Source organism: Streptomyces lomondensis, assembly GCF_014651035.1.
GTDB classification, from domain to species: domain Bacteria; phylum Actinomycetota; class Actinomycetes; order Streptomycetales; family Streptomycetaceae; genus Streptomyces; species Streptomyces lomondensis.
Genome location: NZ_BMWC01000004.1, coordinates 227,638 through 242,443, shown reverse-complemented (window position 1 = coordinate 242,443; position 14,806 = coordinate 227,638). Strand labels below are relative to the sequence as shown.

Genomic DNA, 14,806 nt, shown 5'->3' with positions numbered 1-14,806 from the left:
CCTCGTCACGCCGCGTCGAGCCCGCACTCGGCCCAGATGACCTTGCCCTCGGGGAGGTAGCGCGTGCCCCAGCTCTGCGAGAGCTGCGCGACGAGGAACAGGCCGCGGCCGCCCTCGTCGGTGCTGGCCGCCCGGCGCAGGTGGGGGGCGGTGTTGCTGGCGTCGGAGACCTCGCAGATCAGGCTGCTGCCGTACAGCAGCCGTACCCGGATGGGACCCGCCCCGTGCCGCATGGCGTTGGTGATCAGCTCGCTGAGGATCAGCTCCGCCGCGAACGCGGTCTCGTCGAGCCCCCAGTCGGCCAGTCGCCGCATGGCGGAGGCCCGGACCTCGCCGACGAGCGCCGGGTCGGCGGACAGCTCCCAGGTGGCGATCCGGTCGGGATCCAGGGCGTGGACACGGGCGACGAGCAGGGCGATGTCGTCGTGCGGGTGCGCGGGCGCCACGGTGTCCAGGACCGCCTGGCAGGTCTCCTCGGGGGCGCGCTCGGGGTGGGCCAGGGCCGCGCGCAGCTGCTCCAGGACCACGTCGACGTCGCGGTGCCGGTCCTCGATGAGCCCGTCGGTGTACAGGACCAGCTGGCTGCCCTCGGGGAGGTCGACCTCGACGGCGTCGAAGGGCAGGCCGCCGAGGCCGAGCGGGGGCCCGGCCGGCAGGTCGGGGTAGGTCACGGTGCCGTCGGGGCGGACGAGCGCGGGCGGCGGGTGGCCGGCGCGAGCCATGACGCACTGCTGTACGGACGGGTCGTAGACGGCGTACAGGCAGGTCGCGCCGATGACGCCGGCGCCCTTGCCGTCGGGGTCCTCCCGGTCCAGGCGTCCGACGAGGTTGTCCAGGTGGGTGAGGACCTCGTCCGGGGGGAAGTCCAGCTCGGCGTAGCTGCGCGCGGCGGTGCGCAGCCGGCCCATGGTGGCCGCGGAGAGCATGCCGTGGCCGACGACGTCGCCGACGAGGAGCCCGACGCGGGCGCCGGACAGGGGGATGACGTCGTACCAGTCCCCGCCCACGTCGGATTCGGCGGGCAGGTAGCGGTGCGCGACCTCGACGGCGTCCTGGTCGGGCAGGCCGTGCGGGAGCAGGCGCCGCTGGAGGGCCAGGACCATGGTGCGTTCGTGGGTGTAGCGGCGCGCGTTGTCGATGGACAGGGCGGCGCGGGTGGCGAGTTCCTGGGCGAGCGAGCGGTCGTCGTCCCCGAAGGAGCCCCCGGAGCGGTAGAAGCTGGCGATGCCCAGGACGACACCGCGGGCGAGCAGGGGCACGGCGATGAGGGAGTGGACGTGGGCCAGCAGGCGCGCGGTGTGCTCGGGGTCCTGGGCGAGCCAGCCCGCGGCGGCTTCCAGGTCCGGTTCCAGTACGGCTTCGCCGCTGGTCAGACAGCGCAGCTGCGGTGCGGTCGGGCCGAAGTCGATGCGCTTGCCGGGCGGGGTGAAGGGCAGGCCCTCGCGGACGCCGTGGACCACGGTGCGGCGCAGGTCGGCGAGCGGGTCGGCGGACTCCTCACCGCGCAGGACGGCATCGGGCAGGTCGATGGTGACGAAGTCGGCGAGGCGCGGGACCGCCGTCTCGGCCAGTTCCTCGGCGGTGCGGCGCACGTCCAGGGTGGTGCCGATGCGGGCGCTGGCCTCGGACAGCAGCTCCAGACGCCGGCGCGCGGCGAGGGCGTAGGCGCCGACGTGCGGCTCCCCCACCATCAGCAGCCCCCTGGCCGGGAACGGCGAGTCGGGACGCTCGCCCACGGCGCCCCGGCCGCCGTCGGCCGCGACGGTCTCCCCCGACCGGGCCGGGCCCCGACCCCTGCCGACCGTGACGCCCTTCCCCGCCCTGGCGCCGCCCGGGCCCTCGCCTGCCGTGACGGCCTCGTCCCGACCGGCGGCACTCCGGCCTCCGTCAGCCGTGACGCTCTCGCCCGACCCGCCGGCGCCCCGGCCCTCGCCTGCCGTGACGGCCTCGTCCCGACCGGCGGCACTCCGGCCTCCGTCGACCGTGACGGTCCTGCCCGGCCCGGCGGCGCCTCGACCCTCGGCTGCCGTGACGGTCTTGCCCGGCTCGGCCAGGACCCGGTCCCCGTCTGCTCTGGCGCTCTCGCCCGGGGCGACCGGGCCGAGGGCGGCGGCGGCTGCGAGGTGACCGGACGGCACGGTGAGGGACGGCCGTACGGCGCGGGGGGCGGCCGAGAGGGCGGCAAGGTCCGGCAAGGTGTCCAGCTGGTGAGGGAGGACGAGGGGCTCGCCCGCCGAGGAGCCGGGCAGCACGGCCTCCACGGCGAAGCCCCGCACGCCGGAGGCACTCACCATCGGACGGCTGACGAGCGTCACGCGCCGGCCGTCCGGCAGGGTCACGTCGACGGCGGCCCGCTGCGCACGGGAGATCAGCTCGGCGGCCTTGTCCATCAGGATCGCCCGGTCACGAGGGTGGAACTCGTGCGCCGGCGCGCCCCTCACGCCGCCGCGGCGCAGCCCGGCCCCTTCCGCGCCACTGGCCACGTACGCCCGCAGCAGCGCACGCTCGTGCGCGGAGCTCTGTCCCAGCAGCCGCCGCTCGATGCCCTCGGCCGCCCTGCGGATGGTGACCCCCAGCCCGGGCTGCTCGAAGCCGCGCGGATAGCCGAAGCACAGGACGCCCTCGATACGCCCGCTGAGCGGGTCGCGGACGGGCAGCGCGACACAGGCGCTGCCCTGAGAGCGCTCCGCGAAGTGCTCGGCGCCGTAGACGCGGATGAGCTGCCGCTCCGCCAGGGCCAGTCCGATGCCGTTGGTGCCGGCGACCTGCTCGGCGAAGACGAACCCGGGGACGACCTGGATGGCCGGGAGGTTCCTGACCATGGACGGATCCCCGAAGCGGCGCAGCAGGACCGTCCCGTTCGCGTCCGCGATCGAGATGTTGACCTGGCTGCCCGCGAACGTGGCCTGCAACCGGTCGAGCACGGGCACGGCGGCGCGGACGATACGGCCGCTCGGGTCGAAGTCCTCGCGATAGGGGAGATCGGACGTGCCCGGCGACAGGCCCAGGGAACGGCAGCGTTGCCAGGAGTTCAGGATGGACGGCCGCACGCCCGTCTCGACCGGCTCGCCCTGGAGAAACCGCTCACGCAGACGGGCGGGCCCCGTGCCCTCAGTCGCACGACCCGCCGGCTTCGGTTCCTCGCCGGACCGAACCACGCTCCGCCTCACTTGCGCCCGCGACAATCCGCTGGCCGGAAGAAATCCTGCTTTTCGGAAAAGAATCTTGCATTGATGAGGATACGGGCATTGCGGGCACGCGTCACGGTGTGCCGGACCCCTCGGGCGCAGCGACGGGCCACGTCCGACCCAAAAGATCTCGCGGCTGGGGTCGTCCGGTGAGGTCCACATGCCGGTGCACCGGGAGTGTGCTGAGACGAGCACCCGCAGGCCGGCGACAGCCTTCTCCCGCTCCTCCGTGGTGAGCCCTGCCTCATGGCGATCTGTCCGGCAGACGACAGCCGGACAGGAGGGATACGCAGGGATGGAAGCAGGCGGCGGCGAGGGCGTTCAGGCCAGGAAGCTCAGGCGAACGTGGCGGTTGGCATTGTCGACGTTGGTGTCCACCAGACACACCGACTGCCACGTCCCGAGCTCCAGTCGGCCGCCCAGGACCGGCAGGGTCGCATGGGGCGGGACCAGGGCCGGCAGGACGTGGTCGCGGCCGTGGCCGGGGCTGCCGTGCCGGTGCTGCCAGCGGTCGTCGGCGGGCAGCAGGGTGTGCAGTGCGGCCAGGAGGTCGTCGTCGCTGCCGGCGCCGGTCTCCAGAACGGCGATGCCGGCCGTCGCGTGCGGGACGAAGACGTTGAGCAGGCCGTCGCGGTCGCCGGCCGCGTCCCGCAGGAAGGACTCGCAGTCGCCGGTGATGTCGACGACCCGCTCGGTGGAACCGGTGGTGACGTTCAGAACTCGGGTGGTGAAGGCATCTGACATGCCACCCATCCTGACGTACGCACCGGGTTTCACCCGGACACACCGGACCGTGTGGTGATACCGGAGTCCACTGGACGAGACGCCCGTTGACCGTGCGCATGCCACCTGGCTAAGTTCGGGCGCATGTTGCGTTCAGCCCTGCTCACCACGCGCGGTCACATCGACCTGCTGCGGGTGGCCTCCGCCGCGTGTCGCCGCGGCTGCTGACGCCCTTCTCCTCCGTTTTCTTTTCCTCGCCTTTGTCGCGCCTGCCCGCTGATCGGTCCTGATCTCGCCGGCGCGGCGCAGACGAGGCGTGCCCTCACCTAGGCCCTCGGCCTTCGCTCTTGTCCTGTGGAGCCTTCATGAGCATCAGCCATGCCCCGCCTACGTCATCGACACCCGATATTTCGTCTATATCGGGTGCTGATCTCGACCTTCAGCCCCTCGTGCCCGCCTCCTCCCGCCGCGCCCGCGTCCCCCGCTGGCTGCGCCGCACCACCGGCCCGGTCCTGCTGCTCGCGCTGTGGCAACTCCTCAGCGGCACCGGCGCGTTGCCCCCGGACGTGCTCGCCTCGCCGGGCCGGATCGCCCAGGTCGCCGGGGACATGGTGGCCGACGGTTCGCTGCCCGCGGCCATGGGCACCTCACTCCGGCGCGTCGCGGCCGGGCTGCTGCTCGGCCTGGTCGTCGGCACCGGACTCGCCCTGGTCTCGGGCCTGTTCCGGATCGGCGAGGACCTCGTCGACGCGCCCGTGCAGATGCTGCGGACCGTGCCGTTCGTGGGTCTCATCCCGCTGTTCATCATCTGGTTCGGCATCGGCGAGGCGCCCAAGGTCGCCATCATCACGCTCGGCGTGACCTTCCCGCTCTACCTCAACGTCTACGCCGGAATCCGGGGCGTGGACGCCCAGTTGATCGAGGCCGGGGAGTCTCTAGGACTGTCGCGGTGGGGGCTCGTGCGGCACGTCGTCCTCCCGGGTGCGCTGCCGAACGCCATGACCGGCCTGCGCTACTCGCTCGGCATCGCCTGGCTCGCGCTGGTCTTCGCCGAGCAGGTCAACGCCGACTCCGGCATCGGTTTCCTCATGGTGCAGGCCCGGGACTTCCTGCGGACCGACGTGATCGTGGTCTGCCTGGTCGTCTACGCCTTCCTCGGCCTGCTCGCCGACTTCATCGTCCGCTCTCTCGAAAAGGTGCTGCTGCAATGGCGACCGACGTTCACCGGCCGGTGACCCCCCAGGCGGTCCACGTCGAGAGGCTCACCCGCTCCTTCGACGGCCGGGCCGTCATCGACGACCTGCGACTGGACGTCCGGCCGGGCGAGTTCGTGGCCCTGCTCGGCCGCAGCGGCTGCGGCAAGTCGACGCTGCTGCGCATCCTCGCCGGGCTCGACCGCGACATCGAGGGCACCGTCCTGGTGCCGCGCCGCAAGGCCGTCGCCTTCCAGGCACCGCGGCTGATGCCCTGGAAGAAGGTGTGGCGCAACGTCCTGCTCGGCCTGCCCGGCAAGCCCGAACGGGCCGTCGCCGAGCAGGCCCTCGACGAGGTCGGCCTCGGTCACCGCTCGGACGCCTGGCCCAAGACCCTCTCCGGCGGCGAGGCCCAACGCGCCTCACTGGCCCGGGCGTTGGTGCGCGAACCCGATCTGCTGCTGCTCGACGAGCCGTTCGGCGCCCTCGACGCGCTCACCCGTATCAAGGCCCAGCGGCTCGTGGGCGAGTTGTGGCAGCGCCGGGGCTGCGCGGTGCTGCTCGTCACCCATGACGTGGAGGAGGCCGTGCTGCTCGCCGACCGCGTCCTGGTGATGGACGGCGGCGTCATCGCCCATGAGCAGCGCGTCGGCCTCGAACGGCCCCGCGACATCACAGACCCGCGCTTCGCCGCCCTGCGCGCCGGTCTCCTCGAACGCCTGGGCGTCGAGGCGACGGCCGCCGAGGCCGCCTGACCTTCCCGCATACGCCCCACACGTACGACCACACGTACGACCCACACGAACGGAACCGCCATGCGACGACGTCTCGCCCCCGCCGCCCTGCTCCTCCCCCTCGCCCTGCTGCTCACCGCCTGCGGCGGGAACTCCGCCGCCAGTACGTCGGACGGCGGCACCGACGGCCAGGGCCCGGTCACCATCAACGTCGGTGACCAGAAAGGCGGTTCGGAGGCCATCCTGCGGGCCGCCGGAGAACTGAAGAACCTCGACTACAAGATCAAATGGTCGACGTTCACCTCGGGTCCGCCCCTGCTGGAGGCCGTCAACGCCGGGGCCGTCGACATCGGCGGCGTCGGCAACACCCCGCCGGTCTTCGCGGCCGGGGCGGGGTCGAGGATCAAGGTCGTGGCCGCCTGGCACGGCACGTCCAAGGGCGACACCATCCTCGTCCCGAACGGCTCGCCCCTGAAGAACCCCGGGCAGCTCAGGGGCAGGTCGGTCGCCGTCGCCCAGGGGTCCTCCGCGCACTTCCAGCTGGTCGCGTCCCTGAAGAAGGCCGGGCTGAGCCTGAGCGACGTCAAGGTCAAGTACCTTCAGCCGGCCGACGCGCTGGCCGCGTTCACGTCCGGCAAGGTCGACGCGTGGGCGGTGTGGGACCCGTACACCTCGCAGGTGCTCAAGGCCGGGCAGGGGCGGGTCCTGACCGACGGCGACGGCGTGACCAACGGGCTCACCTTCCAGGTCGCCGCCCCGGCGGCACTGAAGGACAGGAAGAAGGCCGCCGCCGTCAAGGACTACCTGGAGCGGCTGCGGCGCGCCTACACCTGGGTGTACGACCACGAGGAGGAGTGGGCCGAGGTCTGGGCGAAGGACACCGGGCTGCCCGAGGATGTGGCGCTGGCCGCGGTCAGGCGCACCTACACGACCCGGATCGCGGTCGCCGTCGACAAGCCACTGATCAACTCCGAGCAGGAGATCGCCGACACGTTCACGGCGCTGAAGCTCATCCCGCGCAAGGTCGACTTCGCCGAGTTCACCGACGCCCGGTTCAACGGGGATCTGCCGCCGTCGACCTCGGCGGCCCGGCCCTCGGAGGGCTCGTAGAGCGGGAAGATCCACGACCACCATGTGGTTAGTAGAAGCGTGAACAACACACGCGAGGTCGAGGTAGTCGTCATAGGCGCTGGTCAGGCCGGTCTGGCCGGCGCCTATCACCTGCGGCGATCCGGTTTCCAGCCGGACCGCGACTTCGTCGTGCTGGACCACTCCCCCGGGCCCGGCGGCGCCTGGCAGTTCCGCTGGCCGTCGCTGACGTACGGCAAGGTGCACGGGATGCACGCGCTGCCGGGGATGGAGCTGACGGACGCGGACCCGGCGCGGCCGTCGGCCGAGGTGATCAGCGCGTACTTCGACCGGTACGAGCGGACCTTCGACCTGCGGGTGCGGCGGCCCGTCGACGTCCGGGCCGTGCGCGAGGGGCATGGGGGTCCCCCCTGGACGGAGCCTGTCGGAGTCCTTGGGGGAGGGCGGCTGCTGGTGGAGACCTCGGACGGCGTGTGGTCGACGCGGGCGCTGATCAACGCGACCGGCACCTGGGACCGGCCGTTCTGGCCGCGCTATCCGGGCCAGGAGACCTTCCGGGGACGGCAGTTGCACACCGCGCAGTACCCCGGGCCCGAGGAGTTCGCCGGGCAGCGGGTCGTGGCGGTGGGCGGCGGCGCCTCCGGCACGCAGCACCTGCTGGAGATCGCCGCGTACGCCGCGGCCACCACGTGGGTGACGCGGCGCCCGCCCGTCTTCCGTGAGGGGCCCTTCGACGAGGACGCGGGCCGGGCGGCCGTCGCGCTCGTCGAGGAACGGGTCCGGCAGGGGCTGCCGCCCCGCAGTGTGGTCTCGGTCACCGGGCTGCCGCTCAACGACGCGATCCGGCGGGGCATCGAGGACGGCGTCCTCGACCGGCAGCCGATGTTCGACCGCATCACGCCCACGGGGGTGGACTGGGCGGACGGCCGGCACGTCGACGCCGACGTCATCCTCTGGGCCACCGGCTTCCGCGCCGCCATCGACCACCTGGCCCCGCTGCGGCTGCGCGGCCCGGGCGGCGGCATCCGTATGGAGGGCACGCACGCGGCCGCCGACCCCCGCGTCCACCTCGTCGGCTACGGCCCGTCGGCCAGCACGATCGGCGCGAACCGCGCGGGGCGGGCGGCCGTCCGCGACATCAGGCGGTTGCTGGAACGGGAGCCGGCCGCGGCGTAGCGCACGTCGGCTGCGGGTCGGCCGCGGCCGGTCGCGCGGTTCCCCGCGCCCCTCAGGGGCGCTCCCCCCTGCTCTTCTGGTGGGCGTTGAACTCCGCGACGTTGCGGGTGTGTTCGCGGTAGTCCGCGGTGAAGCGGGTGTCGCCCGGTCTGACCGTGACGAAGTACAGCCAGTCGCCCGGGGGCGGGTTGACGGCGGCGCGCATCGCCTCCTCGCCAGGATTGTCGATGGGCGTGGGCGGCAGGCCCATGCGCTGGTACGAGTTGTAGGGGCTGTCGATCCGCGTGTCGCTCGCCGTCGTGCGGAGCGTGGAGCGGTTCAGCGCGTAGTTGAGGGTGGAGTCCATCTGGAGCGGCATGCCGCGCTCCAGGCGGTTGAAGATCACCCGGGCCACCTTGCCCATGTCGGCGCGGGTGGCCGCCTCCGCCTGGACGATGCTCGCGATGGTGACGGCCTGGTAGACGTTCATGGCGTTGCGCTGCGCCCCCGCGGCGATGGGCGCGCCGTTGAACTTCTCGTTCGCCGTGTCGACCATCAGCGCCAGGAGCTTCTCCGGCGTGGCCTTCTCCTGGAGGGGATAGGTCGCCGGGAAGAGATACCCCTCCGGGTTGCCCTCGGCGTCGTTCGGCAGTTTCAGGGCGGCCTTGGCGAGGGCCTTCTTCGTGCTGCCGGCGGGCAGGGCGAGGGCCTTGTCGACGGCGGCGTAGACCTGGCTCGCGCGCCAGCCCTCGGGGATCACCAGGGTCGTGGGCCGGCCGTCCTCCTCGGGAGCCAGGGTCAGCAGCGGCACCGCCACGGCGGTACCGACCACGACGGCTCCGGTCGCGACGAGGGCGATACGGCCCCGGCGCGTCAGTCGAATCGTGCTCCGTGGCGGAGTGTTCTTCTGCATGCGGGCACGGTAACCCGCATATCGTCATAAACCCGGCATATTTTCATCTTGTCGGTTCCAGTTGGGCGTCCCGGCGTACGAGCGCCGCGTACCGGCCGTCCCGCCCGAGCAGTTCCTCGTGCGTGCCGCGTTCGACCGCGCGGCCCGCGTCGAGGACCACGATCTGGTCGGCGCCCCGGACGGTGGAGAGCCGGTGGGCGATGGTCAGTGTGGTGCGGTTCGCCGACAGCGCGTCGATCGCGTCCTGGACGGCGGCCTCGGTCCGGGTGTCCAGGGCGCTCGTGGCCTCGTCGAGGATGAGGACCGGCGGGTCGCGCAGGATGGTGCGGGCGATGGCCAGGCGCTGCTTCTCGCCGCCGGAGAAGCGGTGGCCGCGCTCGCCGACGACGGTGTCGTAGCCGTCGGGCAGGGCGGCGATGTGGTCGTGGATCTGGGCGGCCTTCGCGGCCTCGTGCAGTTCCTCGTCGGTGGCGTCGGGCTTGGCGAAGCGGAGGTTCTCGGCGACCGTGGCGTGGAAGAGGTACGTCTCCTGCGAGACGACGCCGACCGCGCGGGCCAGGGTGTCGAAGTCGAGGTCGCGGACGTCGACCCCGTCGAGGGTGACGCGGCCGCCGGTGACGTCGTACAGCCGGGGCACGAGGTAGCCGAGCGTGGACTTGCCGGCGCCGGTGGGTCCGACGATGGCGAGGCTGCCGCCGGCCGGGACGGTGAGGTCGATGCCGTCGAGGACGGGGCCGCCCTGGTCGTCGTAGCCGAAGGAGACGTTCTCGAAGCGGACCTCGCCCTTGACCCGGTCGAGACGGACCGGGTCCGCGCGTTCGGTGATGTCGACCGGCAGGTCGAGGTACTCGAAGATGCGCTGGAAGAGGGCGAGCGAGGTCTGGATCTGCACGCCGGTCGACAGCAGGCTCACGGCCGGGCGGAACAGGCCCTGCTGGAGCGAGACGAACGCGACGATCGTGCCGATGGAGACCGCGGGGCCGCCCAGTTGGAGGGCCATGCCGGCGGTCCAGTAGATGACGGCGGGCAGGGCGGCCATGACGATCGTGATGACGGCCATGCGCCACCGGCCGGCCATGTTCGACCGGACCTCCAGGTCGACGAGTTCCTCGGACTCGTCGGCGAAGGACTTCGTCAGCGAGTCGGAGCGGCCCATCGTGCGGCCGAGCAGGATGCCGCTGACGGAGAGCGACTCGGTGACCGTGGCGGCCATGGCGGCCATCTGCTTCTGGCGCTGGGTGGTGATCTTCCGCCGTTCGTTGCCGACGCGGCGGCTGATCCACACGAACACCGGGAGCAGCAGCAGCGAGACGACCGTCAGGCGCCAGTCGAGGGCGAGCATCGCGACGACCGTGGCGATCACGCTGGTGGCGTTGGAGACGAGCGAGGTCGCGGTGGAGGTGACGGTGGCCTGCATGCCGCCGATGTCGTTGGCGATGCGGGACTGCACCTCGCCCGTGCGCGTGCGCGTGAAGAAGGCGAGGGACATGCGCTGCAGGCGGCCGTAGACGGCGGTGCGCAGGTCGTGCATGACGCGCTGGCCGACCGTCGTGGAGATCAGGGTCTGCAGCACGCCGAAGACGCTGGTGAGGACGGCGCTGAGGATCATGCCGAGGGCGAGCAGGCTGAGCAGGCCCGTGCGCCCCTGGGGGATCGCGACGTCGAGGATCTCCTTCAGCAGGAAGGGCGTGGCGACCGAGACCAGCGACGAGGCGCCGACCAGCAGGCCGACGACCGCGAGGCGGCCCCGGTAGGGGCGGAAGAGCCGGAGGATGCGGCGGACCTGCCGGGGCTGTTCCTGCGCTCCGGCGGGTGGCGTCCAGGGGGCTTCGTGATCGGGATGCATGGGCTCCTTCGAGGGCGATGCGGCGGATCGGATCGTAGCTCATTGTTACCTATACTCACAATGAACGGCATCCTGATATTGTTCCCGCATGACCACCCCCGACTCCGACGGCCTGCTCGCCGAGCAGTTGCTGCGGCTCACCCGCCGGGTGCAGCGCATCCAGAAGCGCCATCTGGAGCAGCGCGAGCTCGGCATCACCCCGGCCCAGTCCCGGCTGCTGCGCACTCTCGCGCACTGGGGCTCGCCCCCGCGCATGGCCGATCTGGCCGAGCGCCTGGAGGTGGTGCCGCGGGCGGTGACGACCCTGGTCGACGGGCTGGAGGCGAGCGGCAAGGTGCGGCGGGTCCCGGATCCGGCGAACCGGCGGGTGATCCGCATCGAGCTGACGGACGACGGCCGGGGCGCGCTGCGCGAGCTGCGGGCGGCGCGCAGGTCGGCCGCCGAGGAGATCCTCGCGCCGCTGACGGAGGAGCAGCGCGAGGCGCTCGGGGGGCTGTTGAACACGCTGATCGACGGAACACCGGTGCGGTCCTGCTGACATCCCCGGACACCGAAACGGGCCGCGGCCCGTCGGGTTCGGATCAACCGGCCTCTGGGGCGGGTTCCTTGGGCTTCTGGGCGGGGATGCCGGGCGCCGGGGTCTCGGCCGTCGTCGGCTCGACCGCCCGGGCCTCACCCTCGTCGCCGTCTTCCGGCGGGTCCGTCTCCTCGCCGTCGAGCGTCTTCTTCGCCCGGGCGATGTCCAGCGCCCCCTCCCAGCGGGACACCGCGAACACGGCCACGCAGTTGCCCAGCAGGTTCGTGACGACCCGCATCGAGTCCATGATGCGGTCCACGCCGAGCAGCAGGGCGACCGCTCCGGCCGGGATCGCGCCCAGGGACGAGGCGGTCGCGGCCAGGGCGAGGAACGCCGAGCCGGGGATGCCTGCCATGCCCTTGCTGGTCAGCATGAGGACCAGGACGACCGTGACCTGCTGCCCGAGGCTCAGGTCCACCCCCACCGCCTGGGCGATGAACAGCGTGCCGATGGACAGGTAGAGCGAGGCGCCGTCGAGGTTGAACGAGTAACCGGTGGGCAGCACCAGGCCCACGGCGTCGTCGCGGGCACCCGCCCGGCGCAGCTTCTGCATCACGCGCGGCATGACGGACTCGGTGGAGGCGGTGCCGAGCGCGAGCAGCATCTCCTCGCGGATGTAGCGCAGGAACTTCCACAGGCTGAGCCCGGTCACCAGCCGCAGGGCGACGGCGAGCAGCACGATGAACAGCGCCGCCGCGACGTAGCAGAGCACGATGAGCTTGGCGTACGTCTTCATCACGCCCAGCCCGTAGTTGCCGACCAGGTGGGCCATCGCGCCGAACACCGCCAGCGGGGCGAGCCGCATGACGAAGCCGACGACCGCGAAGATGATCTCCTGGGCCTGCTCGATGGCGGGCAGGATCTTGGGCACCTTGGTGTGCCCGAGGTGGAGCAGGGCGGCGCCCACGAGGCAGGCCAGGATGAGGACCTGGAGCAGTTCGTTCTCGGCGAAGGCCCCGACGAAGCTCTGCGGCAGCGCGTTCAGGACGAACTCGGTCGTCGAGGGCAGCTGGCCACCGCCCGTCGTCTCGTTCACCGCGGCGGCGTCCAGCGAGGACGGGTCGACGTTCATGCCCTTGCCGGGGCCGACGACGTTGGCGGCGACGAGGCCGATGACCAGGGCGGCCGTGGAGGCGACCTCGAACCAGATCAGGGCCTTGACCCCGATCCGGCCGAACGCCTTCAGGTCACCGGCCTTGGCGATGCCGACGACGACCACGCAGAACACCAGCGGTGAGATCACCGTCTTGATGAGCCGGGTGAAACCGTCGCCGAGCGGCTGGAAGGCCGTGGCCGTTTCCGGCCACAGCTTCCCGACGACGATGCCGAGGACGAGCGCGCAGAGGACCTGCGCGAAGAGTGAGGTACGCAGGGTGCGTGCGACGCGTCGCGGCAGGGACGGTACGGACGGTGGCACGGGGCCTCCTTGGAGAACGGGACACACACAGAAGCCGGAGGGGACTTCTGCGATACGGAAAGCGGCTTCCGTGACCGATCACTGTGGAGGCTGTCTTGATCGCGCGCAAGACCGCAACGTTTCAGCCATGTAAAAGCGCCTTAAGTGACGCACATCACACGAGCCCCACTGCTCACTTCAGCACCGGCGGCGATCCTCCGTGAGCACCCCCTGCACGGTGGTCAGCGTGCGGTCGTAACAGCCGTGCGAGCCGTACAGCCGGTAGCGCTCGCTCGTGGTGCCGACCGCGTGCCGCTGGTCGCGCGGGACGTTGGCCGTGTAGGTGGCGTCGCCCGTGTAGGTGTCGTCGAGGCGGGACCACGCCGTGCGCCGGCCGCCGCGCAGTTCGACGGCCGTCGCGCGGTCGCCGAGGGTCAGGACCGTGCGCAGCCGGTCGCCCGCGCCGAGCGTGGTCGTGCCGTCCATCGTGTAGGTCCGGTGCGTGCGCGTGGTGCGGGCCGGTCCGGGGCCGTCGACGGTCACCGACTCCTCGTCGGTCCAGGCGGCCTTCAGCCCGTCGCTCGTCTCGCCGTCCGTCCAGCGGTGCTCGGAGGTGTGGGCGAGCGAGCGGCCGACGGTGGTCGTGACGCGGCCGTGCGAGGTGTCGACGTATCCGGCGACGGTCAGCCGGTGGGCGCCCTCGGTGTCCACCCGGTGCTCCGAACCGGGCTCGTATACAGAGGAGTTGGCCAGATCGCCCACCTTGTGCACGGTGAGTTCGCCCGTGACCCGGGCGCGCCGCTCGTCCTGCCAGACGAGGACGTTCACGGGCGTGCTCCAGCCGGTCTGCCCCTCGGGCACGCCGACGACCGAGACCTCGACGCGGTGCGGGCGGCCGTCGTTGAGGATCCCGGCGAAGGGGGTGAGGTCGTAGGTGATGGGCTTGATGTCGAAGGCGCGCGGACCCGGGACCACGTACCAGAGGAACGGGTTGGACCAGCCCCCGGTCCACACGGTCGGGAACGGCGTGGCGATGCCCGCGAGGCGGCCGTCCACGCGGATCTGCACCTCGCGGTAGGGGCCCTGGCCGGCCTTGCAGGAGTACGGCGCCGGATCGGGCACCGTGAGGTACCAGTACTCCTCGCAGCCGCCGCCGGAGCCGGTGGCGTACACCTCGGCGACGATGCGCTCACTGTTGCGCGGGGTGGTGAGGGCCGAGTCGCCGTCGAGGGTGAGGACCTGGTCAGGGATCCCGCCGTCGGGGCGGCCCTGATAGAACGTCAGCGTGACCTTGACGTCGAGGACGCCCGTGTAGGTGTCGTCCACGACGTTGCCGATGAGCATCTCGACGTCCCGGCTCGCGCGGAAGGTGTCGCTGTAGCGCGTGACGTCCTTCTCCACGGACCACTCGATGCCGTCCGGCGAGGGCTGCGGCGTCGACGTGCGGAAGATCTCCACCCCGCCGACGTGCAGATAGCCGAGCCGGTCGTACTGGCGGCCCTTGACCTTGCCGTCGAGCCGCAGCACCACCTTGCTCCAGCGGTCGCCGCAGCCCGCGGGCGGGGTGTACGTGCCGCGGTACGGGGTGAAGTCGCGGAACTGCGCCTGGGCGACGGTGACTTCGCAGGACTTTCCGGACGGCCGCTCGACGGGCGGGGCGGCCGTGACCGGGTCGTGCCAGTCGGTGCCGAACTCGGCGGGGACGTCGGCCGCCCGGGCGGGACCGGTGCCGAGGAGGGTGCTCGCCAGGAGGGTCGCTCCCGCAAGCATGGACATGACGATCCGTCTCTTCATGGGCGGTGTTCTACGGGGAGTCCGCCGCCACCGCAATGAGCACCGGCAAGCCGAGGCGGCCCTGTTCCCACCCGTGTCGGCCGGTTCCGTTCGGTGGGCGGAAAACCTGTTGCCCCCGACCACGCGACGACGCGAACCTGTCACGGTTTGTTGCCGCCGCCCCCGACCCCATCCCCCTGACACGAGCCACTGGGACGT

12 protein-coding genes are annotated in these 14,806 nt (G+C 71.9%); 6 read left to right on the top strand and 6 right to left on the bottom strand.

Going from position 1 to position 14,806, the window contains the following annotated elements; genetic code table 11:
• Positions 1-5: 5 nt before the first annotated feature.
• Positions 6-3,158 carry a SpoIIE family protein phosphatase gene (locus IE255_RS16290; protein ID WP_190050982.1) on the bottom strand — a complete coding sequence of 1,051 codons (3,153 nt, stop codon included), beginning with the start codon at positions 3,156-3,158 and terminating at the stop codon, positions 6-8.
• 351 nt (positions 3,159-3,509) lie between these two features.
• Positions 3,510-3,932, bottom strand: a complete 423-nt coding sequence (locus IE255_RS16285; protein ID WP_190050981.1) for a YjbQ family protein — start codon at positions 3,930-3,932, stop codon at positions 3,510-3,512.
• Between the two features lie 123 nt (positions 3,933-4,055).
• Here IE255_RS16285 and IE255_RS40360 point away from each other — a divergent pair, with 123 nt between their 5' ends.
• From IE255_RS40360 to IE255_RS16265, 5 genes are all read left to right on the top strand, one after another.
• Positions 4,056-4,139 (top strand): putative leader peptide, encoded by an 84-nt coding sequence (locus tag IE255_RS40360; RefSeq protein WP_349817350.1) that lies wholly within the window; start codon positions 4,056-4,058, stop codon positions 4,137-4,139.
• A gap of 137 nt (positions 4,140-4,276) precedes the next feature.
• A complete protein-coding gene (locus tag IE255_RS16280; protein ID WP_190050980.1) occupies positions 4,277-5,146 on the top strand; it encodes an ABC transporter permease in 870 nt (289 codons plus the stop codon).
• Positions 5,119-5,859 carry an ABC transporter ATP-binding protein gene (locus IE255_RS16275; RefSeq protein WP_190050979.1) on the top strand — a complete coding sequence of 247 codons (741 nt, stop codon included), beginning with the start codon at positions 5,119-5,121 and terminating at the stop codon, positions 5,857-5,859. Before IE255_RS16280 ends, IE255_RS16275 begins: the two co-directional genes overlap by 28 nt.
• 60 nt (positions 5,860-5,919) lie before the next feature.
• Positions 5,920-6,948, top strand: coding sequence for an ABC transporter substrate-binding protein (locus IE255_RS16270; RefSeq protein WP_190050978.1), 1,029 nt, complete (start codon positions 5,920-5,922; stop codon positions 6,946-6,948).
• Between the two features lie 39 nt (positions 6,949-6,987).
• Positions 6,988-8,103 carry an NAD(P)-binding domain-containing protein gene (locus IE255_RS16265; RefSeq protein ID WP_190050977.1) on the top strand — a complete coding sequence of 372 codons (1,116 nt, stop codon included), beginning with the start codon at positions 6,988-6,990 and terminating at the stop codon, positions 8,101-8,103.
• A gap of 52 nt (positions 8,104-8,155) precedes the next feature.
• Here the strand turns inward: IE255_RS16265 and mltG are convergent, their stop codons facing one another.
• Together mltG and IE255_RS16255 are read right to left on the bottom strand one after the other, a co-directional pair.
• Positions 8,156-8,995, bottom strand: a complete 840-nt coding sequence (mltG, locus tag IE255_RS16260) for an endolytic transglycosylase MltG (RefSeq protein ID WP_190050976.1) — start codon at positions 8,993-8,995, stop codon at positions 8,156-8,158.
• Between the two features lie 43 nt (positions 8,996-9,038).
• Complete coding sequence (locus IE255_RS16255; protein ID WP_190050975.1) at positions 9,039-10,841, bottom strand: ABC transporter ATP-binding protein; 1,803 nt, start codon at positions 10,839-10,841, stop codon at positions 9,039-9,041.
• An 88-nt stretch (positions 10,842-10,929) separates the two neighbouring features.
• Between IE255_RS16255 and IE255_RS16250 the strand changes: the two genes are divergently transcribed.
• Positions 10,930-11,379, top strand: coding sequence for a MarR family winged helix-turn-helix transcriptional regulator (locus IE255_RS16250; RefSeq protein WP_190050974.1), 450 nt, complete (start codon positions 10,930-10,932; stop codon positions 11,377-11,379).
• Between the two features lie 43 nt (positions 11,380-11,422).
• Here the strand turns inward: IE255_RS16250 and IE255_RS16245 are convergent, their stop codons facing one another.
• On the bottom strand, positions 11,423-12,835 hold the full coding sequence (locus tag IE255_RS16245) for a cation:dicarboxylate symporter family transporter (RefSeq protein WP_190050973.1): 1,413 nt from the start codon (positions 12,833-12,835) through the stop codon (positions 11,423-11,425).
• Between the two features lie 177 nt (positions 12,836-13,012).
• Positions 13,013-14,608: a peptide-N4-asparagine amidase gene (locus IE255_RS16240; RefSeq protein ID WP_190050972.1), complete on the bottom strand. Its 1,596-nt coding sequence runs from the start codon at positions 14,606-14,608 to the stop codon at positions 13,013-13,015.
• Positions 14,609-14,806 lie beyond the last annotated feature (198 nt).